Raw genomic sequence first — 20,296 nt, 5'->3', positions numbered from 1 at the left:
GATGCCGTCCGGTCTTTCTTGGCGAACCGGACGCCGCAAGAGCGACAGGAGCGTGAGCGTGCCCTCAACCAGGACCACCATCCGGATCCTGGTCCGGATGAGCTCGCGGCCCATCGACGAGCCGCATCGCGCGTCGAGCCAGCTCGAGCTCCTCTTCGATCTCACCTTCGTGGTCGCGGTCGCGGCCGTCACGGCGCAGTTCGCGCACGCCATCGCTGAAGGTCATGGCCTGACCGGGCTGGTCCCGTTCCTCCAGGTGTTCTTCGCGATCTGGTGGGCGTGGATGAACTTCACCTGGTTCGCCTCGTCCTACGACACCGACGACGTCCCCTACCGGCTGCTGACCATGGTGCAGATGGCGGGCGTGCTGGTCCTCGCCGCCGGAGTGCCCGCGGCGGTCGGCCACGCCGACCTCGGGATCATCACGCTGGGGTACCTCATCATGAGGGTCGGGCTTGTCGCCCAATGGCTGAGGGCCGCGTTCGAAGACCCGGCGAGTCGCCGTACAGGGCTCCGCTACGCCGCGGGCATAGGTCTGGTCGAGTCGGGCTGGCTACTCCGGCTCGCCCTCGTGGAGGTGGGCCTCCTGCCCGCGTCACTCCAGCTGCCGTTCTTCGCCTGCCTGGTCGTCCTGGAACTGGCGGTGCCGTGGTGGGCGGAGCGGGTCAGGGCAACCACCTGGCACCCGCACCACATCGCCGAGCGCTACGGCCTGTTCACGATCATCCTGCTGGGCGAGAGCGTCCTGGCCGCGAGCAGAGGGGTTGAAGGGGCGCTCGAAGCGGGTCCCCTCGTCGTCATCGCCGGATCCGGTCTCGTCCTGCTGTTCTCCCTGTGGTGGCTGTACTTCCTGGTCGAGGCAGGGGAGGGGCTCAGCGACCGGCGTCATCGGTCGTACTGGTGGGGGTACGGCCACTTCGGCATCTTCGCCGCGCTGGCGGCTCTCGGCGCCGGACTGGAAGTGGCGGTCGAGCAGAGCGGGCGCCAGGTGGCGGCATCGCCGATGGCGATCGGTTACGCGGTCGCCATCCCAGTCGGGGTGTATCTCATCCTGCTCTGGGCGGTGCACGCGCTGGTCGACGCGGACCCCGTCATCCCCCGCGCTGCCGTGGCGGGGTGCGTCGGCGCCGTCGTGTTGTCGCCGCTCGCGGCGCCGTGGATCGGGGTGGCCGCCGTGGTCGCGGTGATCGCGACCGCCTGCGTCGCGCTGGTCGCCGTCGCCATCTGGGCGGCACGTAACTGAAGGAGCATCATGCACGCATCAGAGAACAGAATCGCCACGTCCGTCCTGGTCATCGGGACCGGAGGGGCCGGGCTGCGGGCGGCCATCGAACTCGCCGAGCGCGGGGTGGACGTCCTCGCGGTCGGCAAACGGCCGAAGGCGGACGCACACACCTCACTCGCGGCGGGTGGCATCAACGCTGCGCTCGCCACGATGGACCCCGAGGACACCTGGCAGCAGCACGCGGCCGACACTCTCAAGGAGAGCTACCTGCTGGCCAACCCCGAGACGGTGCGCATCGTCACGGAGGGGGCCGCGCGTGGCATCGAGGACCTCGTGCGGTACGGCATGCCGTTCGACCGCGAGCAGGACGGGCGGATCTCCCAGCGCTTCTTCGGCGCCCACACCTACCGGCGCACCTCGTACGCGGGGGACTACACCGGACTCGAGATCCAGCGCACGCTGATCAACCGGGCGGCCCAGCTCGACGTCCGCGTCCTCGACACCGTGTACATCACGCGGATTCTCGTGCGCGACAACGCGGTCTTCGGCGCTTACGGGTTCGACCTGACCGACGGCAGCCGCTACGTCATCCACGCCGACGCGGTCATCCTGGCCGCCGGCGGCCACACCCGGATCTGGCGCCGCACCTCCTCCCGGCGTGATGAGAACACCGGCGACTCCTTCCGCCTGGCCGTACTCGCCGGTTGCCGCATCCGCGACCCCGAGCTGGTGCAGTTCCACCCGTCCGGTCTCATCGCGCCCGAAAACGCGGCGGGCACGCTCGTCTCCGAGGCGGCGCGGGGCGAGGGCGGGATCCTGCGCAACCGGCTCGGCGAGCGGTTCATGGCGCGTTACGACCCTGAGCGGATGGAGCTGTCCACGCGCGACCGGGTCGCGCTGGCCGCCTACACGGAGATCAAGGAGGGGCGTGGGACCCCGGACGGCGGCGTGTGGCTGGACGTGTCACACCTGCCGCGCGAGACGATCATGAAGCGGCTGCCGCGCGTCTACCAGACGCTCATGGAACTGCAGATGCTCGACATCACCAGGGAGCCGATCGAGATCGCGCCGACCGCGCACTACTCGATGGGCGGTGTCTGGGTACGGCCCGCAGACCACGGCACCGGGGTCGACGGGCTCTACGCGATCGGGGAGGCCGCCAGCGGTCTGCACGGCGCCAACCGCCTGGGCGGCAACTCCCTCATCGAGCTCCTCGTCTTCGGCCGCATCGTCGGCCAGGCGGTGGCGGAGTATTCCGCGGGTCTCGACGCCCAGCGCCGCTCCGCCGAGACGCTCGCCGCGGCGCGGGAGGAAGTGGACGAGCTCCTGTCTGCCGACGGCCCGGAGAACGTGCGGTCGCTGCAGCGAGCGCTCCGCGACATCATGACGGAGCACGCCGGAGTGGTACGCGACGAGGGCGGCCTGCGAAAAGGCCTCGCCGAACTGGCCGCGGTCGAGGCGCGCATCAGCGGGATAGGCGTGCACCCGGACATCGCCGGCTTCCAGGACCTGGCGCACGCCTTCGACCTGAAGTCCGCGGTGCTCGCCGCGCAGGCAACCATCGAAGCCGCGATCGAGCGCCGCGAGACCCGCGGCTGCCACAACCGCTCCGACTACCCGGAACTCGACCCCGCGCTGCGGGTCAACCTCGTGTGGTCCGGTCCCGGGTCTGTGGAGCGGGAGGAGATCCCGCCGATTCCCGCCGAGATCGCGGCGCTCATGCGCGAGGTCTCGACCGCGGGAAAGCTCGTCGAGTAGCCGGATCTTGTCACAAGTGCCGGGGCTGTCCTGTCTTAGCTGCCTACGCACTCGCTGCCCGCCAGGGCGAGCGCTTCGCCCGCCTGTTCGCCACCGGCCAGATCACCGTCCGGCTGACCCACGCGGTCAGCAGGCCGGCCGTACATCCCTTGGAGGAGACATGAGCACCCCGAACGGTGAGAACGAGTTCCTGTACGAGCTCCACGTCGAGGTCGAGGAGGAGCTGAGCATCGCCGAGGCCAGCCACCCGGAGGAGGAGATGGAGCGGCCGGTCACCGAGTGGCTGTACGACCCGACGGACGTCGAGCGCGAGGAGATCGGCCTGCGGGTGCTGCGCGACGCGATCGAAGTACTGGAGGACGGCTCGCGGCGGGGAGACGACGTTGCCTGAGCCGCGGATCGACACGCTCGCCAGCCTCCGCGAGCACCTGCAGTGGGCGATCGAGCTGGAGCACGCGACGCTGCCGCCGTACCTGACGGCGCTGTACTCCCTCGACTCCGAGCGCAACCCGGCGGCGGTGGAGGTGGTGAGCAGCGTCTTCGTGGAGGAGATGCTGCACCTGGCGCTGGCGGCGAACCTGCTCAACGCGGTCGGTGGACGGCCGCTCCTGGACACGCCGGGGATGCTCCCGCCGCATCCTCGGCGGTTGCCGCACAGCGAGTTGGAGGTGGCGCTGCTCCCGTTCGGGCCGCAGGCGCTGGAGATGTTCCTGCGCCTGGAGCAGCCCGCGCCGCCGAGCGCGCCGCCGGAGGACGACGGCTACGAGACGATCGGCCAGTTCTACGCGGCGATCGAGCAGGGGCTGCGCTACCTGTGCGAAACGCTCGGCGAGAAGGAGGTCTTCTGCGGCGACCCGGCCCGGCAGGTGGGTGGCGCCCACTTCCGGCACACCGGCGGCGGGCTGATCGAGGTCGTCGACCTGGCCTCGGCGCTCGCCGCGCTGGAAGAGATCGTCGAGCAGGGGGAGGGCACCGCCCGCAGCGAGGTCTGGGACGGCGACCAGGACGAGGTCGCCCACTACTACCGCTTCATGGAGCTGAAGCTCGGCCGCCGCTACCGGCGCGGGGACACCCCCGAGTCCGGGCCCACCGGCGAGAAGATCTCGGTGGATCTCACCGGGGTGTCCCCCGTGACGCCCAACCCCGCGAACCGCGTCGCGCAGGAGGAGTTCAACCACACCTACTGCGCGATCCTGCACCTGCTGGAGCTGGCCTTCAACGGCAGCCCGCGAATGCTGGCCGTCGCCACCGGCGAGATGTACGCGCTCAAGGCCCAAGCGCGGGAGCTGATGCGGCAGGGCGGCCCCACGTTCGAGTACGTCACGCCGGAGCTGCGCCGCTGGAGCACCGGTGACCAGCAGCGCGTCGTCGTGCTCCGCGACGGCCCGTACGTCGTGTACGGCCGCATCCCCCTGCGGCGCAAGCGGAAGATCGTCTCCGCCGAGCAGAAGAACGCGCTCACCTGGAAGACCGGCGAGCCGCTGGAGACCGAGGAGACCTACGCGCTGTGCCGCTGCGGCCATTCGAGCGCCAAGCCGTTCTGCGACGGGACTCACGCCGTGATCGGCTTCGACGGCAGCGAGGCCACGCCGATGCGGCCCTACCAGGAGCTGCAGCACGTGCACGACGGCGTCGGCATCTCCGCGCAGCGGGTGGGCGAGCTGTGCATCCACGCCGCCTTCTGCATCGGCAGGACCAGGCCCATCGCCAAGATGCTCGACGACACCGCCGACAGCGACGTGCGCTCGAACATCATGGGCCGCATCGATCACTGCCCCTCCGGCTCCTACAGCTACGCCCTCGAACGCGGCGGTGAGACGATCGAAGCCGACCTCCCGCGCGCCATCTCAGTGCTGGAGGAGGAGGACGGGCTGGCCAGCGCCCTGTGGGTGACCGGCGGCATACCCGTCACCCGGTCGGATGGCCGGCCTCTGGAGACCAGGAACCGGATGACGCTGTGCCGTTGCGGCCACTCCGGCAACAAACCGCTGTGCGACGGCACCCACCGCGAGATCGGCTTCCACGAGTGAACAACCAGAAAGGCAATCCCATGAACCAGCCCGTCATCCTCCTCGTCCACGGCGCCTTCGCCGAGTCGGCCAGCTGGAACCGCGTGATCCAGCGCCTGCACAGCAACCAGCTCACCGCGGTCGCCGTGGCCAACCCGCTGCGCGGCGTCGAGGAGGACGCCACCTACCTGTGCGATGTCATCGCCGGCATCGGCGCTCCCGTGGTCCTGGTCGGCCACTCCTACGGCGGCATGGTGATCAGCCAGGCCGCGGCGGGCAACCCGGCCGTACGCTCCCTGGTGTACGTCGCGGCCTTCGCCCCCGAGCCCGGCGAGAGCGCACTGCTGCTGTCGAGCAAGTTCGAGGGCAGCACGCTCGGGCAGGCGCTGCTGCCGTACCCGGTGGCCACGGGCGGCAACGAGTTCCGTATCGATCCCGCCAAGTTCCACCACCAGTTCTGCGCCGACCTCGACGCCGAGGAGGCCGGGCTGATGGCGGCGACCCAGCGGCCGGTGACCGAGCGGGCCCTCTCCGACGGCCTCGCCGTCGATCAGGCGCCCTGGCACACCATCCCGTCCTGGTTCGTGCACGGCGACCAGGACCTCAACATCCCGGCCGCCGCGCTGCGCTTCATGGCCGAGCGGGCGGGCTCACGCGGCACCCGCGAGGTCGCCGGCGCCTCGCACGCGGTCGCCGCCTCCCAGCCCGACGCCGTGACCGCGACCATCCTCGACGCCGCCGACCACGCGCGAGGCTGACGCGGCCCTGCCCAGGTCGGCGGGTGAATCGATATGGGGAACATGAACGCGGAATCCCTGGACCGGGCGGCGTCCGTCTTCGTCGGGCTGCGCCCTCGGCTGTTCGGCATCGCCTACCGGATGCTCGGCAGCGCCGCCGAAGCCGAGGACATCGTCCAGGAGGTGTGGCTGCGCTGGCAGGACACCGACCGCGAGACCATCGAGAACCCGCCGGCCTTCCTGGCGCTGGTCACCACCCGGCTGGCCATCAACCTGGCCCAGTCGGCGCGCGTGCGGCGCGAGTCCTACATCGGCCCCTGGCTGCCGGAACCCGTCGACACCAGCCTCGATCCCACCGTTGGCGCGGAACGCGGCGAAGCGCTGGAGCTGGCCTTCCTGCTGCTGATGGAGAGGCTCAACCCCACCGAGCGCGCCGCGTACGTCCTGCGCGAGGCCTTCGACTACCCCTACCCGCAGATCGCGGAGATCCTCCGGCTCACCCCGGTCAACGTCAGGCAGATCGTGAGCCGCGCCCGCAGGCGCCTGACCGCCGTACGGCACGAGCCCATCGACAGGCTCGAGCACCGGCGCCTGCTCGAGACCTTCCTCGACGCCGCCCAGACGGGAAACGTCGGAGCCTTGGAGGAGCTCTTCGCCGCCGACGTCGTCAGCTCCTCCGACGGCGACGGCATCAGGGGATCGTCGAAGTTCCCCGTGCTGGGCAGCGAGCGGGTGGCCAGGTTCGTGGCCGCGTTCGCGCCCAGGTTCTGGCCGGGCACCGCCATCACGTGGGTCGAGATGAACGGCCTGCCAGGCGTGCTCGTCAACCGGGACGGCAGCGGCGTCGCCCTGCTCGCCGTCGAGGCCTCCAGGGAGGGGATCCACCACCTGCTGTGGATACTCAACCCGACCAAGATCGAAGCCTTCGAGCGGTCTCGTAGCCGCTTTGTCACAACGTAACGGGCTGTCCGGTCTTACCTGCCAACACCGAAGGAGGCGGCAGACCATGACCGAGGCGGGCGCCGAGTCGCTGGCGGAGATGCTCGACGAACGGCAGCACCTGCTCGAGATCGCCCTGTGGATGTTCGGCTCGGACACCACGGCCGACCACATCGTCCAGGAGACCTATCGCCGCTGGTACGCCCTCGACCAGGAGGAACGCGCCGCCATCGCGGCGCCGCGCGCCTGGCTGACGCGGACAGCGGGAAGCATCTGCCTGGAGCTCCTCGCCGACCCCGCCCCCGACCACGTGCCCGGCGGCCCGGTGACCCCGGCCCAACCCGTGCCGGGTCCGACCTCGCACCAGGCCGGGTATGGCCAGGCGATGCTCGCCAGGCACGACCGGGTGGCTCGCAGGTTCGCCGCGGCCTGCCAGGCGGGCGACACCGAGGCGCTGCGGGAGGTCCTGGCCGCCGACGCGATCGTCGTCAGCGATGGCGGCGGCAAGGTACGCGTCGCCGTACGGCCGGCCTACGGCGTGGACGCGGTCGCACAGGTTGTCACGGCGCTGCTGATCGACCAGCCCGGAACCGATCTGGCCATCGGATCGGTGAACGGCAGGGCAGGGCTCGTGCTGCGGCGGGCGGGCAAGGCCGTGGCGGTGGTCAGCGTGAGCGTGGCCGGAGCCGAGGTCACGGCGGTGTGGATCGTCCTCAACCCCGACAAACTCCAGCGTTGGCACTGAAAGGCATACCGGTGAACGACCAGATCCTGTCCACGGACCACGACTACAGCGGGGCGGAGTTCAAGCCGCTCTACTCCACACGCGTCGCCGTGACCGGCGGCAGCTCCTCCCACGGGCGGGCCAGCGGCCAGGCCAGGTCCGCCGACGGCACCCTCTCTCTGGAGCTGCGGATGCCCGACGAGCTCGGCGGCGACAACCCGGGGCCGAACCCCGAGCAGCTCTTCGCCGCCGGATACGCCGCCTGCTTCCATGGCGCGCTCAGCCTGCTGGCCAGGCGGCACCTGCTCGACCCGGCCACGATCTCGGTGGAGGCCACCGTGGCCTTCGGCCGCGATCCCGCCGACGGCGGCTACCAGCTGCGCGCCGACCTCGTCGTGAACTGGCCGGGCGTGGAACCGGCGACGGCCGCCCCGCTGCTGGAGCAGGCGACCGCGCTGTGCCCGTACGCGAAGATGACCCGGCAGGGCATCCCCGCCGGCATCAGCCTCGCCTCCTGACCCTGCCTCACCCGGCCCGCCGTTCGCGGGCGGCGCGGATGCGGCGGCGCTCCTCGGAGGTGGCGCCGCCCCACATCCCGTCCGCCTCGCCGGTTTCGACGGCCCAGGTCAGGCACTGCACTCGCACCGGGCAGCCCTGGCAGATCCGCCGGGCGAGCGCGAGGTGCCAGGCGGGCAGGCCCTCCCAGGAGAACGGGAAGAAGAGCTCGGGGTCGCTGTCGAGGCAGGCCCCGCGGTCCGCCCAGCGCAGGGGCGTGATGGGTGCTGTGTTCATGGTCGCCACCTGGGTCTCGGATGCCAAAAGGACCGGCCCGCGCGGCGCGGGCCGGTCCTGTCTGCGTCAGCGGGTACGGCGGTCAGCTTCGAGGATGGCGTCGGTGACGGCGCCGGGGTGACTGACCGAGATCGCGTGCGAGGACTTCACCTCGACGACGTGAGCCTTGGCCCGCTTGGCCATCCACCGCTGGCCGTTGGGATCGATGGCCTTGTCCTGGGTGGTGATGATCGCCCAGCTGGGGATCTTCTTCCACGCCGGGGAGCCGGACGTGCCGGAGTAGGCGGCCACGCCGAAGGGCCGCTGCTCGGCGGCCATCCTGCGGGCCTGGGACAGCGGCAGGTCAGCCGCGAACACCTTGGGGAAGCTGGCCTGCTTGATGTACAGGTCGACGCCCTTGCCCGCGGTGTCGGTGTAGGGACGCTGGTCCAGCGTGGCCGGGCCGAGCAGGCTGCCCGGGTATTTCTTGGGGTCCAGCACGGTCTGCGTGCTCTCGCCCTTGTCCAGCAGGAACGCCGCCACGTACACCAGCGCCTTGACGTTGGAGGCCTGCCGGGCGGCGTTGGTGATCACGCTGCCGCCGTAGGAGTGGCCGACCAGGATCACCTCGCCGCGCACGTTCCTGACGACGCCGGCGATGTAGGCGGCGTCACCCGACAGGCTGCGCAGCGGGTTGGCGGGCGCGATCACCGGGTACCCGCGCCGCTGCAGCTGGGCGACGACCCCGTCCCAGCTGCCGGCGTCGGCGAAGGCGCCGTGGACGAGCACCACCGTGGGCAGGCGGCGCGCGGAGCTGTCGGCCATGGCCGGGGTGGTGGACACCGCGACGGCGGCCAGGCCGAGAGCGGCGGCGGTACCCCGCCAGGCGGTCGATCGACGAAGCATGAGAAACCCTTTCGACAAGGAAATCAGGGCCAACGGCCGATTTGCGTGCTCCACCGTTCCAGCCGCGATCGTCAGGGACATCGCACGAAGACTTGAGATCACCCTCCCGGCTTCGCACCTGGCGGCGGCGGGGGCTTCATGCCGAATGTCAAGCATCCATGCGATGTCGCCGGATCTCGCCCGGCGTTTGCTGGGGTCTCCGACTGACGCTGACTCTCGCTGGAGAAACGATGATGACCGTCTGCCAACGCCACCGGGACAAGGGCGAGTCGATGTTCGTCACCACTCGCCCCCGGTTGTTCGCCATCGCCTACCGCTTTCTCGGTGACGTGGGCGAGGCCGAGGACGTGGTGCAGGAGACCTGGCTCAGGTGGGAGCGCGCCGACCGCTCGATCGTCGTCAACCCGCCCGCGTTCCTCGCGATGATCACCACCAGGCTCGCCCTGAACGTCGCCCAGTCCGCCAGGAAGCGCCGCGAGACGTACGCGGGTCCCTGGCTGGTCGAGTGGGGCGACAGCAGCGCGGGGCTGGAGACGGCGGCCGAGCAGCACGAGGCCGTCGACCTGGCGGTCCGGCTGCTGCTGGAGAAGCTGACGCCCGCGGAACGCGCCGCCTACATCCTGCGCAAGGCCTTCGACTACCCCTACCGGCGCATCTCCGAGGTCCTGCACCTGGCCGAGGCCCACGCCCGCCAGCTCGTACGGCGCGCCCACGAACGCCTGTCCTCCGACCGCAGCCGGCCGGTGGACGCCACCACGCGCCGGCAGCTCGTGCAGGCCTTCCTCGACGCGGCGCGCACCGGCGACCTCGGCGACCTGGAAGGGCTGCTCGCCGCCGACATCCCGCTGAGGAAGACCGCATGAGCGCCGTCGACGCCGTACGGCAGGGCTACGGCACCCCGCAGGAACGACCGATCACCCACGCGGACGCCGACGAGCTGCGGGACGCCGCCGCGGTGCTCGAGGGCAGGGCGGGGACCACCATCACCCGCCGTTCGCCAGGAATCGCAGCAGCGTGCGGTTGAAGCGCAGGGGGTGAGTGGCCTGGCAGACGTGCGGCGCGCCCTGGATGACCTCCAGGGCGCCGCCCCCGACCAGCTCACCGGTGGCGGCCAGCGGGGCGATCTCGTCGTGCCCGCCGTGGATGACCAGCGCGGGCACGTCCATGGCGACCTCGCCGCGCAGGTCGCTGCGCGCCAGTGTGGCCAGCCCGGCTCCGAGCGCCCGCGGCGAGGCGGCCGCGGCCTGGGTGCGGTAGTGGTCGAGGTGCTGCTCGCTCAGCAGCACGTGCCCGTCGGCGCGGAACATCCGGGTGACGTACGCGTCGACCATGGCGAACCGGTCGGAGCTCAGCCGTGTCTCCAGCCGGTCGAACTCGGTGGCGCTCCACGGGCCCTGCGGGTTGTCGTAGGACCGGTAAAGGTACGGCAGCGCCGCCCCCGCCAGCACGACCCGGCCGATCCCGGCGGCGCCGTACCTGCTGAGGTAGCGGACGATCTCCGCGGCCCCCATGCCGACGCCCACCAGCGCGGGCTCCTCCAGGTCCAGCCGTTCCAGCACGGCGCGCAGGTCGTCGGCCAGGGTGTCGTAGTCATAGCCGTCCCATGGGCGGGAGGAGTCGCCGAAACCCCTGCGGTCGTAGGCGATCACCCGGTATCCGGTCTCCACCAGCGCGGGCAGTTGTGCCGCCCACATGTGCCTGGACAGGGGCCAGTCGTGCAGCAGGACGACGGGGCGGCCTTCGCCGTAGTCCTCGTAGCAGAGCTCGACCGGGTTGCGGCCGTCTTCGCCGATGGGCAGGTAGGCCATGAGGCCGTCTCTTCCTTTCCGATGGGTCGCGGTTCAGCCGTCGTGCTCGACGACCAGCCGGGTCAGCTCCACGCGCGAGTTGACGTCCAGCTTGGTGTAGGCATGCCGGAGATGGGTGTTGACGGTGTGCGGCGACAAGAACAGCCGCTCGGCTACCTGCCGGTTGGTGGCGCCCTGGGCGACCAGCCGGACCACCTGCAGCTCTGCGGCGGTCAGGCTGTCCCAGCCGCGGGTGGCGCCGGATTTGCGGCCGCGGCGGCGGATCCCGGCCTCGCGCAGGCGCTGCCGTACGCGGGCCGCGTCGCGCTGGGCGCCGGCCTGCTCGTACAGCTCCAGCGCGGTCTCCAGGTGGCTGACGGCCGCCCGCCGGTCCGTGGCCGCGAGCGCGCGGCCGGAGTCCTCAAGCGCCGAGGCCCGTACGATCGGCCGCGGGAAACCGGCGAACGTCTCGGCGGCCCGGGAGAGCAGCGTCGCGTCGCCGTCGAGCAGGCCGCGGGCGTGCTCGGCGACGGCGGTGAGGAAGGGGAAGTCCGGGTTGCGCCCGGCCCTGTCCTCGGCCACGCGTACCATGTCCGCGGCGGCCTTGCGCTCGCCGGCGCGCAGTGCGATGCGGACGAACACCACGTCGTCGGCCGAGTCCACCGGGGTGCTCGCGGCCGCGCCGCCCGGCACCGCCGCCCGCGCGTACGCCATGGCGCGGGCCGGGTCGTTCTCGCCGTCGGCCGCCAGCGCGAGCATCCAGGCGCCCGTCCTGGCCACCGACGGGGCCTCGTCGCCCGCCATCCTGCCGCCGTCGGCGACCAGGCGGGCGATGCCGGGCTGGTCGCCGGTGTACAGCGCGGCCCTGCCCAGGGCGTAGCCGGCGGTCAGGTCGGCGGCGTTGCCCGCCCCCTGGCTCTCCAACACGGCCTCGGCCTCGGCGCGGGCGTCGGCGAGCCGTCCCGCGTCGAGCAGGATGCGGGCGCGGTACATCGACCACAGGTTGACGATCGCCGACTGTCCGTGCTCGCGCGCCCTGCGCAGCCCGAGGTCGATCTCCTCCAACCCGCGCAGCGACTCGCCCGCAGAACTCCACAGGAAGCTCTGCCAGGAAGGCTCGGGGATCCACAGCGAGTGCACGATGCCCGCGTCGTCGGCCAGCCGTACGGCCTCGTCCTGGCGGTCGAAGGCGTGCCGCCAGTTCGTGCGGTGGGAGGCGAGGCTGGCCTCCACCGCGATCGCGGTGGCCTCGATGGCGCGGTTGCCGCAGGAGGCGGCGGCGCGCAGCGCGGGACCGACCACGCGGCCGGTCTCCACGGTGTCGCCGGCCACGATCAGCGCGAGGGCCTGGAGGGTGAGCAGCCGCGCCCTGGTCGTCGGCGACAGCCCGGGCAGGGCCAGCGCAAGGCGGCACTGCCTGACGGCCTCGGCGAAGGAGCGCTGGCTCGACACCCTGGCCAGGCTGAGCCGTACCTGTGCCTCGGCTTCCGGATCCAGCAGCCCGACCAGGGCGTCGTCGGCCACCGACTGCGCCTCCAGGTCGTGGCCGTTCAGCCAGAGCAGGATGATCCTCTCCGCGATCAGCGCCGGGCGGTCGGGGTGGCCGGCCGGGGTCAGCTCCAGGGCGCGGGCGCTCAGCGTGACCGCAGTGGCCGGTGCGGTGGGCGCCAGGTCGGTGGCGGCCCTGCGCAGCAGCGAGACGGCCTCGTGGTCGCCCGGCTGGGCGACCTTGGCCAGGTCGGTGGCCACCTCCATGACCGCCGCGCCGCGCCGCAGGCGCACGTCGACGGCCTGGCGGCGGACCAGGTTCTTGAACGCGGCGGGCACGCTGATCCTGACGGCCTCGCGGACCAGCTCGTTGCGGAGCGCGAGCCGCCCGCCGGTGTCGGTCAGCAGGTCGGCGCCCACCGCCTCCTGCAGCGGGCCCATCAGCTCGACGGGCGAGCACTTCAGCAGCTCGGCCAGGACCTCGACGTCGACGTCGCGGCCGAGCATGGCGGTGAAGCGGACACTGTCGCGGGCCAGCTGCGAGAGCTGGTCCAGCCGGTGCCTGACGGAGGAGCGGAAGCGCATGGGGATGCGCCCGGCGGCGCGCAGGTGCGCCATGCCGTTCCTGACGGTGACGGCGCCCTCCTCGCGGATCCCGTTCAGCAGCTCCACCAGGAGCAGCGGGCGACCGTCCGCCTTGCGGGCCAGTTCGAGCAGCGCGGGCTCGGCCACAGCCTGCAGGACGTCCTGGGCCAGGAGCGCCACGGCCTCCGTCGACAGCGGCCGCAGCACGATCCGCTCCACCTGCCAGGCGCGCGCCGGGCCGCCCTGGTACGGCTCGCGCCCGGCCAGCACCCACAGGATGGGCGCCCCGGACAGGCGGGCGGGCAGCGTGCGCAGCGCGCTGCGGGTGGCGGCGTCGCACCACTGCAGGTCGTCCATGACGATCACCAGGGGTGTCTCGGCCGCCGTCCGCGCCAGCTCGAGCTGCAGCTCCCGCAGCAGCCAGAACCGGTGGTCCTCCGCCTGGCTCAACGCCAGCAGCTGCGCCCGCGCCACCAGCGGCGCGGGGCCGGACAGCAGCGCGTCAAGCAGCGAGGCCAGCGGGAAGGCCGGCCCGTCGGGCACGCCCGCGCCCGCGTGGACGCGCAGCCCCGCGGCAGTGGCCAGGTCGGCGATCTCGGCCAGCAGCCGCGACTTGCCCGCGCCCGGCGCGCCCTCGATCAGTACGGCGCCGCCCTGCCCTCGCCGCAGGGCGTGCAGCCGGTCACGCATGATCAGCAGCTCGGATTCTCTGCCGCGCAGCGGCAGCACGGAGAACTGCAGGTCCTCGGAAAGCTCGGAGATGCCCGCTGTGGCTGTGCCGGTGCGGCTCATGCGCTCGTCCTTTCCGTGGAGGGCCAGCTTCCACATCTGTCAGTTCCGGAGGGGGCGCGTAGATCAATGGAAGCAAGTAGTTCAGTTTTGGACGAGGCAGAACGACAGGCAGAAGTAGCCGGTTCCGCCTCCCACCTGACGGAGGTGGTGAGGCTGCTGGAGGCGTCGGGAGACCCGCGGCGCGTCGCCGAGGCGGCCAAGGAACCCGGAGCAGCTGGCCGTACCATGAAAGATCGCACGATCGTGTGATGTGTCGCGTCGCCCCCGGATGGCACGGTGTCATCGCCCGCCTCCCGCCGGGGGAGGCCGACCTCGGGGTCACGTATGGCTGTCTGGTTCGTCACGGGCGCGGCGCGCGGCATCGGCCACGAGGTCGCCCGCGAGGCGCTCAGGCGCGGGCACCGGGTGGTCGCCACCGGCCGTGACCTGACGACTGTCGCGGACGCCTTCGCCGGGGCCATCGGCGAGGTGCTCCCGCTCGAGCTGGACCCCTCCCACCCGGAGCCGGCCGTCGAGCAGGCGATGCGCCGCTTCGGCCGGATCGACGTGCTCGTCCACGACGCGGCCAGGACCGCCCGCGTCCCGCTGCGGGAGACGACGGACGCGCAGGCACGCGCCCTCTTCGACGCCAACGTGGTCGGGATGCTCGCCGTGACCCGCGCGGTGCTGCCGGTGCTCACCGCGCAGCAGACCGGGCGGATCGTCGCGGTCGGGTCGGCGGCAGGCTTCTCCACCCCGGCGGGCTCTGGCCTGTACGGCGCGACGATGGCGGCCGTCGAGGCGCTGTGCGAGGCGCTACGCGCGGAGATGGACGACACCGGCGTCTGCGTGACCGTCGTCGAGCTCGGCCACTTCAGCAGGTTGCCTGCGGCCTTCGACCGCGGCACGCTCCCGCCAGGGGATCCGCGCAAGGCGGCCGCCGCGATCGTCGACCTGCTGGACGTCGACGACTCCCCGCTGCGGCTCCAGCTCGGCGCCGACGCCGTCGCCCGCGTCGAGGCCAAGCTCGAACGGGTGGCCCAGGAGCTCGACCAGTGGCGGCCGGTCTCGTTCAGCACCGGCGCCGATGAGTACCTTCCCGGGCAGAACGGCCACCGGCCAACGGAAGGCATGTGACACCTACGACGCCCATCGGAGGGCAGCTTGAATGCTCGCGAAACGGAGGCCGGCACCGCGTCGGAGTACGGCCGGTACCGGCTGCGCGGGCGGCAGTCGGAGGTAGCCGCCCTCCGGGTCCGCCTGGCCGCGCTGTCGCGCGGGCGGGGCGCGACCGTGCTCATCCAGGGCAGCCCGGGCATCGGCAAGACCCGCATGCTCGCCGAGGCACGCCACATGGCCGAGGAGGCGCGGCTCCGCGTCATCCACGGCGGGGGCGACCCTGACGCCCAGACCATCCCCTTCGGCGCGCTGCTGGGCGCGCTGCACTCCGGTGGGGAGCGGATCCTCCCCGCTCCTGCGACCTCCGCCGGGCGCTACTGGCTGCTGCAGGAACTCCAGGAGTACCTGGAACGCGCCGCGCTCGCCGCGCCGCTGGTGATCGCCATCGACGACCTCCAGTGGTGCGACGAGGGCACCCTGCTGGCCCTGCGTACCCTGCCGCAGCGCCTGTCCCCGCACCCCATCACCTGGATCCTGGCCGCCAGGACCGGGCCGCTCACCCCCAACGCGCGCGCCACGATCTCCGCGCTGAACCTGCCCGGCGGCCACCTGCTCACGCTGGCCCCGCTGGCGGGCAAGGCCGTCGCGGCGATGACCGGCGACCTGCTCGCGGCCACCCCCGACCCCGGCATCGTGGAGCTCGCGCAGCAGGCCGATGGCCGCCCGCTGCTGATCAACGAGCTGATCAACGGCGTGCTCGACGAGGGGGCGGTCACCGTCACCGACGGCGTCGCGCGGCTGACCCACCGGCGCCTGCCCCTGCGCTTCCACGCCTCCATCCAGCACCGCTTGGAGCAGGTCTCCCCGGCCGCCAGGAAGGCCGCGCAGATCGCCTCGGTCCTGGGCAGGACCGTCTCCCTCGACCAGCTCGCCGAGCTCACCGGCGAATCCGTCGTCACGCTGCTCGGACCGCTGGAGGAGCTGCTCCTGGCCGACCTGCTGGCCGAGACCGACGGCGCGCTGATGTTCAGCCACGACCTGATCCGTGAGGCGATCCGGGCGGCGCTGCCCGCGACGCTCCGCAAGGCGCTCCGCCGCCAGGCCGTGGACCTGCGGCTGGCCCAGGGGATGCCGGTCGTGCGGATCGCCGCCGATCTCGCGGAGACCGCCGAGCCCGGCGACGGCGCCGCCGTAGGGCTGCTCCGCCAGGCCGCCCGCGACCTGGCGATCGTCACGCCGTCGGCCGCCGTGGAGATGAGCCGCCGCGCGATCGAGCTGTCGGCCCTCGACCCGGTGCGCCAGGCGGGCCTCATCGCCGAGTCGCTGCCGCTCTTCACCAGGACGGGCCGCGCGGGCGAGGCCCTGGCACTGGCCGAGACCGCGCTGCGCCGGCCGCTGCCCGTCGACGTCGAGGCGGGCATCCGGCTGGGCCTGGCGCTCGTGGCCGGCCAGCAGTCCTTCACCGAAGCCGTACGGCACAGCCGCGCCGGAATCGCGCTGCCCGGGTTGCCGCCTCGCACCCGGGCCCCGCTGATGTCCCTGCTCGCCTTCAACCTCGCGCTCATCGATGCCGAGGAGATCGCCGAGGCCGAAGGCCTGCTCCCCGACGCGCTCGCCACCGCCGACCAGGTCGCCGATCTGGCCTCGCGCGCCACGCTGCTGGGCGTGAGCTCGATCGTGGCCGAGCACAGGCTCGACGTCCACCGCGCGCTCGACCTGGCCGGCCAGGCGGTCGCCGCCTCGAGCGACGCCCGCTACGCCGATGTGCTGTGGCTGCCGGGCGTCTGGAGGTCCCTCCTGCTCAGCTTGCTGGGGCGGGTGGAGGAGGCGCTGGCCCAGGCCGACGACGGCGTGCGCAGGGCCAGGCACCATGGCCAGGCCGACCAGCTGCGGCTGTGGTGCATGGCGCGCTGCCGCATCTACCTGGACGCGGGCAGGCTCGGCGACGCCAGGGCCGAGGCGGAGGCGGTCCTGGCCATGTCCGACGAACTCGGGCCCGGCAACTTCGATGACATCACGGCCCGCTACGTCCTCGGCCGTGTCGCCCTGCACACCGGCGACCCTGCCGAGCTCGCGCGCGGCGAGGAGTTCGCCGCGTCCATCATGCGGGTCGAGGCCGGGCAGATCCGGCGGGCGGGCGCCTGGCTCGCCGCCCAGGCCGCCGCGGAGGGCGGCGACCAGGCGCGGGCCATGGAGCTGACAACCGAGGCCGTCGGATCCTACCACCGGCCCGCCTCCGCGCTGTCCTGTCCGGCGGACCCGGCCGACGAGGTCGCCCTCGTCCGCCTGGCGCTGCGGGCGGGGGATCGCGACCGGGCGGTCCTGGTCACCGAGTTCGCCGAGACCCGCCACCGCCTCAACGCCGACATCCCCGTCTTCGCGGCCACCGCGCTGCACGCCCGCGCCCTCGTGGACGGCGACGACGTCCTGCTCGACCGCGCCGTCGAGCTGTACGGGGACATCCCGCGGCCGCTCGTGCTCGCGGCGGCGCTGGAGGACACCGGCACGGTCGGCCACCTGGACACCGCCCTGCGGCTCTACGAGCAGGCCGAGGCCGAGCACGACGCCACCCGCGTCCGCGACCGCCTCAAGGGCCTGGGCGAGCGCCGCTCGCGTGCGGTGTCCGGCAGGCCGACCGCGGGCTGGGACAGCCTGACCGCCTCCGAGCTGCAGATCGTCAGGCTCGTCGCGGGCGGCGCCACCAACAAGCAGGTCGCCGATCGGCTCTACCTGTCGCCGCACACGGTCAGCACGCACCTCTGGCACGCCTTCACCAAGCTCGGGATCAGCTCGCGCGTCGAGCTCACCAGGCTCGTCCTCGAACACGAGGCCGCCTGTCACAAGTAAGGGGGGCTGCCCTGTCTTAGCTGTCGACGGGGCGCACACGAGCGCCCCCGAAGGCAGAAGGGGGCCGACAGTGAAAATCGTAGTGATCGGCGGGACCGGGCTCATCGGGTCGAAGCTGGTGAAGAAGCTGGGCGAGCACGGCCACGAGGCCGTGGCCGCGTCGCCGAACACCGGCGTCAACACGCTGACCGGCGAGGGCCTGGCCGAGGTGCTGAAGGGCGCCCAAGTCGTGATCGACGTGTCGAACTCGCCCTCCTTCGAGCGCGAGGCCGTCATGAAGTTCTTCCAGACCGCCACCGGCAACCTGCTGGCGGCCGAGGCGGCCGCGGGCGTGGGCCACCACGTGGCGGTGTCGATCGTGGGGACCGAGCGGATGCCGGAGAACGGCTACTTCGCGGCGAAGATCGCTCAGGAGAAGTTGATCGAGAAGTCGGGCATCCCGTTCTCGCTGGTGCACTCGACCCAGTTCTTCGAGTTCGCCCGCGGCATCGCCGACGAGGCCACCGTCGACGGCAAGGTGCACATCGCGCCGGTGCTGTTCCAGCCGATCGCGGGTGACGACGTGGCCCAGGCGGTCGGCAGGACCGCGGTGGGGGCGCCGCTGAACGGCCGGATCGAGATCGCGGGACCGACACAGTACAAGATGGACGAGTTCTTCCGCAGGGCGCTGGCCGCCTGGGGCGACTCCCGCAGGGTCGTCACCGACCCGCTGGCGCGCTACTTCGGCAGCGTGCTGGGCGAGCGCTCGCTGGTGCCGGGTGATGGTGCGCAGTTGGGCACCATCACCTATCGCGACTGGCTCGACCAGTCCACCGCGAAGTAGGGGCCGCGCCATGGACAAGCCGCGATCGAACGCGTGGCAGACCGCGCTGACCGTGCTGCAGGAGGCGCAGCCCCCGTTCATCCCCGAGGGCGCGCACGCGATGACGGTGGTGATCGAGTACCCGCCCGGAGACCCGGGCGCGCCTCCGCACCGCCACCCCGGTCCCGCCTTCGGCGTCGTGCTCGAGGGCGAGATGCTGATGGAGCTGGAAGGAGAGCCCGAGCGGGTGATCCGTGCCGGCGAGGCGTTCTGGGAGCCGGGTGGAGACGTCATCCACTACCAGGACGGTAACAACCGCGACGACGTCCCGGTACGGTTCACGGTCACCATGCTGTGCGAGCCGGGCAAACCGATGTTCACGCTGGTGGAAGAGGCCGAGCTGGCCCAGCGCAAGGACCGCCGCGCGCCGCGCCCGTCCTGAACCCGGCGAAGTACCCGCAGCGTGACGGCACCGGCTGCCGTCATCGCTGCCTGATCCCAGGATCGAACCAGGCTGCCGGCCCAAGCCTGCCGAGCCGGGCAGTGCCGTACGAGCGGCGCAGGATCTGTTCGACACCACCTACAGCACCCTGCTGAACCTGCTGGAGCAGGCCTTCAACGGCGACCCGAAGCGGCTCACGGACGCCACCCGCACCATGTTCACGCTCAGGGCCCAGGCGCAGGCCCTGATGGCGCTGTCCGGCGGCGCCGGTCCCACCTTCGCCTACGTGCCGCGCGAAGCACGTAGCTGACCCATAGCGAAAGAAGGCACATCATGAACAAGCACATCCTCGAGCCCGCCGCCTGGGAGCTGGCGCAGGCCACCTCGAAGCCGCCGTTCCTGTACGAGCTCGGCCCCGAGGGCGCCCGCAAGGTGCTCGACGACCTGCAGGCCGCCCCGATCGCCAAGCCGGACGTGGACGACAAGTGGATCGTCGTCCCCGCCGCGGTCGGCAACGTGCGGGTGCGGATCGTCAAGCCGGTCGGCTCGACGGGCACGCTCCCCGTCGTCCTGTACGTGCACGGCGGCGGCTGGGTCATCGGCAACGCGGGCACCCACGACCGGCTCGTGCGCGAGCTCGCTGTCGGTGCGGGCGCGGCCGTCGTCTTCGTCGAGTACGACCGCTCGCCCGAGGCCCGCTACCCGGTGGCCCTCGAGCAGGCTTACGCCACCGCCCACTGGATCGCCAAGTTCGGCGCCGAGGAAGGGCTGGACCCCTCCCGGCTGGCCGTCGCGGGCGACTCGGTCGGCGGCAACATGACCGCGGCGCTGACCATCCTGGCCAAGCAGCGCGGCGACGTCAGGTTCGTGCACCAGTCGCTGTACTACCCGGTCACCGACGCCGGCCAGGACACCGACAGCTACCGCGAGTTCTCCGACGGGCCGTACCTTACGGCCAAGGCGATGGCCTGGTTCTGGGACGCCTACACCACCGACCCCGCCCAGCGCGCCGAGATCACCGCCTCGCCGCTGCGCGCCTCCCTGGCCGACCTCGAGGGCCTGCCGCCCGCGTTCGTCATCGTCGACGAGAACGACGTGCTGCGTGACGAGGGCGAGGCCTACGCCCGCAAGCTGATCGCGGCCGGGGTGCCCACCTCCAGCGTGCGCTACAACGGCACGCTGCACGACTTCATGATGCTCAACCCCGTCCGCGCCACCGGGGCCACCAGCGCCGCCATGGCCCAGGCCATCGACGTCCTCAAGACCGCCTTGCGGTGAGAATCGGCGCCGGTGTCGTCGACTACGCGCTGATCTTCGTCTACTTCGCGGTGGTCCTGCTCGTCGTCCTCGGCTTCCGGCTGCCTCAATCGACGCTGCCCCGCGACT

At 72.0% G+C, this 20,296-nt stretch carries 19 protein-coding genes; 15 read left to right on the top strand and 4 right to left on the bottom strand.

Annotation, left to right across the window (positions count from 1 at the left end; genetic code table 11):
* Nucleotides 1-58: 58 nt before the first annotated feature.
* From ACIBHX_RS28025 to ACIBHX_RS27990, 8 genes are all read left to right on the top strand, one after another.
* Entirely contained in the window at nt 59-1,243 is a 1,185-nt protein-coding gene (locus ACIBHX_RS28025; protein WP_397070248.1) for a low temperature requirement protein A, read from the top strand.
* 9 nt (nt 1,244-1,252) lie between these two features.
* Nucleotides 1,253-2,983, top strand: coding sequence for an L-aspartate oxidase (locus ACIBHX_RS28020; protein ID WP_397070247.1), 1,731 nt, complete (start codon nt 1,253-1,255; stop codon nt 2,981-2,983).
* A 160-nt stretch (nt 2,984-3,143) separates the two neighbouring features.
* A complete protein-coding gene (locus ACIBHX_RS28015) occupies nt 3,144-3,374 on the top strand; it encodes a hypothetical protein (RefSeq protein WP_397070246.1) in 231 nt (76 codons plus the stop codon).
* Nucleotides 3,367-5,013, top strand: coding sequence for a ferritin-like domain-containing protein (locus ACIBHX_RS28010; RefSeq protein ID WP_397070245.1), 1,647 nt, complete (start codon nt 3,367-3,369; stop codon nt 5,011-5,013). Before ACIBHX_RS28015 ends, ACIBHX_RS28010 begins: the two co-directional genes overlap by 8 nt.
* 20 nt (nt 5,014-5,033) lie before the next feature.
* Complete coding sequence (locus tag ACIBHX_RS28005) at nt 5,034-5,750, top strand: alpha/beta fold hydrolase (RefSeq protein WP_397070244.1); 717 nt, start codon at nt 5,034-5,036, stop codon at nt 5,748-5,750.
* Nucleotides 5,751-5,792: 42 nt separating this feature from the next.
* Complete coding sequence (locus ACIBHX_RS28000; protein ID WP_397070243.1) at nt 5,793-6,689, top strand: RNA polymerase sigma-70 factor; 897 nt, start codon at nt 5,793-5,795, stop codon at nt 6,687-6,689.
* A gap of 46 nt (nt 6,690-6,735) precedes the next feature.
* Complete coding sequence (locus ACIBHX_RS27995) at nt 6,736-7,413, top strand: hypothetical protein (protein WP_397070242.1); 678 nt, start codon at nt 6,736-6,738, stop codon at nt 7,411-7,413.
* An 11-nt stretch (nt 7,414-7,424) separates the two neighbouring features.
* Entirely contained in the window at nt 7,425-7,910 is a 486-nt protein-coding gene (locus tag ACIBHX_RS27990; RefSeq protein ID WP_397070241.1) for an Ohr family peroxiredoxin, read from the top strand.
* 7 nt (nt 7,911-7,917) lie between these two features.
* Here the strand turns inward: ACIBHX_RS27990 and ACIBHX_RS27985 are convergent, their stop codons facing one another.
* Both ACIBHX_RS27985 and ACIBHX_RS27980 read right to left on the bottom strand, forming a co-directional pair.
* Complete coding sequence (locus tag ACIBHX_RS27985; protein WP_397070240.1) at nt 7,918-8,184, bottom strand: WhiB family transcriptional regulator; 267 nt, start codon at nt 8,182-8,184, stop codon at nt 7,918-7,920.
* 66 nt (nt 8,185-8,250) lie between these two features.
* The gene (locus ACIBHX_RS27980; protein ID WP_397070239.1) at nt 8,251-9,069 is read right to left on the bottom strand and encodes an alpha/beta fold hydrolase; all 819 of its coding nucleotides are present in this window, start codon (nt 9,067-9,069) and stop codon (nt 8,251-8,253) included.
* A 230-nt stretch (nt 9,070-9,299) separates the two neighbouring features.
* Here ACIBHX_RS27980 and ACIBHX_RS27975 point away from each other — a divergent pair, with 230 nt between their 5' ends.
* Both ACIBHX_RS27975 and ACIBHX_RS27970 read left to right on the top strand, forming a co-directional pair.
* Nucleotides 9,300-9,932 (top strand): sigma-70 family RNA polymerase sigma factor, encoded by a 633-nt coding sequence (locus ACIBHX_RS27975; RefSeq protein WP_397070238.1) that lies wholly within the window; start codon nt 9,300-9,302, stop codon nt 9,930-9,932.
* Nucleotides 9,929-10,093 (top strand): hypothetical protein, encoded by a 165-nt coding sequence (locus ACIBHX_RS27970; protein WP_397070237.1) that lies wholly within the window; start codon nt 9,929-9,931, stop codon nt 10,091-10,093. Before ACIBHX_RS27975 ends, ACIBHX_RS27970 begins: the two co-directional genes overlap by 4 nt.
* On the opposite strand, the gene ACIBHX_RS27965 is transcribed toward ACIBHX_RS27970, so the two are convergent.
* Together ACIBHX_RS27965 and ACIBHX_RS27960 are read right to left on the bottom strand one after the other, a co-directional pair.
* Nucleotides 10,053-10,877: an alpha/beta fold hydrolase gene (locus tag ACIBHX_RS27965; protein WP_397070236.1), complete on the bottom strand. Its 825-nt coding sequence runs from the start codon at nt 10,875-10,877 to the stop codon at nt 10,053-10,055. The genes ACIBHX_RS27970 and ACIBHX_RS27965 overlap by 41 nt on opposite strands.
* Before the next feature lie 33 nt (nt 10,878-10,910).
* Entirely contained in the window at nt 10,911-13,721 is a 2,811-nt protein-coding gene (locus ACIBHX_RS27960) for a helix-turn-helix transcriptional regulator (protein WP_397070235.1), read from the bottom strand.
* A gap of 324 nt (nt 13,722-14,045) precedes the next feature.
* Here ACIBHX_RS27960 and ACIBHX_RS27955 point away from each other — a divergent pair, with 324 nt between their 5' ends.
* The 5 genes from ACIBHX_RS27955 to ACIBHX_RS27935 all read left to right on the top strand — a co-directional run bounded on the left by ACIBHX_RS27955 (nt 14,046) and on the right by ACIBHX_RS27935 (nt 20,188).
* Entirely contained in the window at nt 14,046-14,837 is a 792-nt protein-coding gene (locus ACIBHX_RS27955) for an SDR family NAD(P)-dependent oxidoreductase (RefSeq protein ID WP_397070234.1), read from the top strand.
* A 27-nt stretch (nt 14,838-14,864) separates the two neighbouring features.
* Nucleotides 14,865-17,666: an AAA family ATPase gene (locus tag ACIBHX_RS27950; protein ID WP_397070233.1), complete on the top strand. Its 2,802-nt coding sequence runs from the start codon at nt 14,865-14,867 to the stop codon at nt 17,664-17,666.
* Between the two features lie 70 nt (nt 17,667-17,736).
* Nucleotides 17,737-18,489 carry an SDR family oxidoreductase gene (locus ACIBHX_RS27945; protein ID WP_397070232.1) on the top strand — a complete coding sequence of 251 codons (753 nt, stop codon included), beginning with the start codon at nt 17,737-17,739 and terminating at the stop codon, nt 18,487-18,489.
* 10 nt (nt 18,490-18,499) lie between these two features.
* Nucleotides 18,500-18,910 carry a cupin domain-containing protein gene (locus ACIBHX_RS27940; RefSeq protein ID WP_397070231.1) on the top strand — a complete coding sequence of 137 codons (411 nt, stop codon included), beginning with the start codon at nt 18,500-18,502 and terminating at the stop codon, nt 18,908-18,910.
* A 333-nt stretch (nt 18,911-19,243) separates the two neighbouring features.
* A complete protein-coding gene (locus tag ACIBHX_RS27935) occupies nt 19,244-20,188 on the top strand; it encodes an alpha/beta hydrolase (protein ID WP_397070230.1) in 945 nt (314 codons plus the stop codon).
* Nucleotides 20,189-20,296: the final 108 nt, after the last annotated feature.

The sequence above is a fragment of the Nonomuraea sp. NPDC050536 genome (assembly GCF_044457685.1).
In the GTDB taxonomy this organism is placed as follows: Bacteria; Actinomycetota; Actinomycetes; order Streptosporangiales; family Streptosporangiaceae; genus Nonomuraea.
This window is presented reverse-complemented; position numbering and strand designations above follow the sequence as displayed.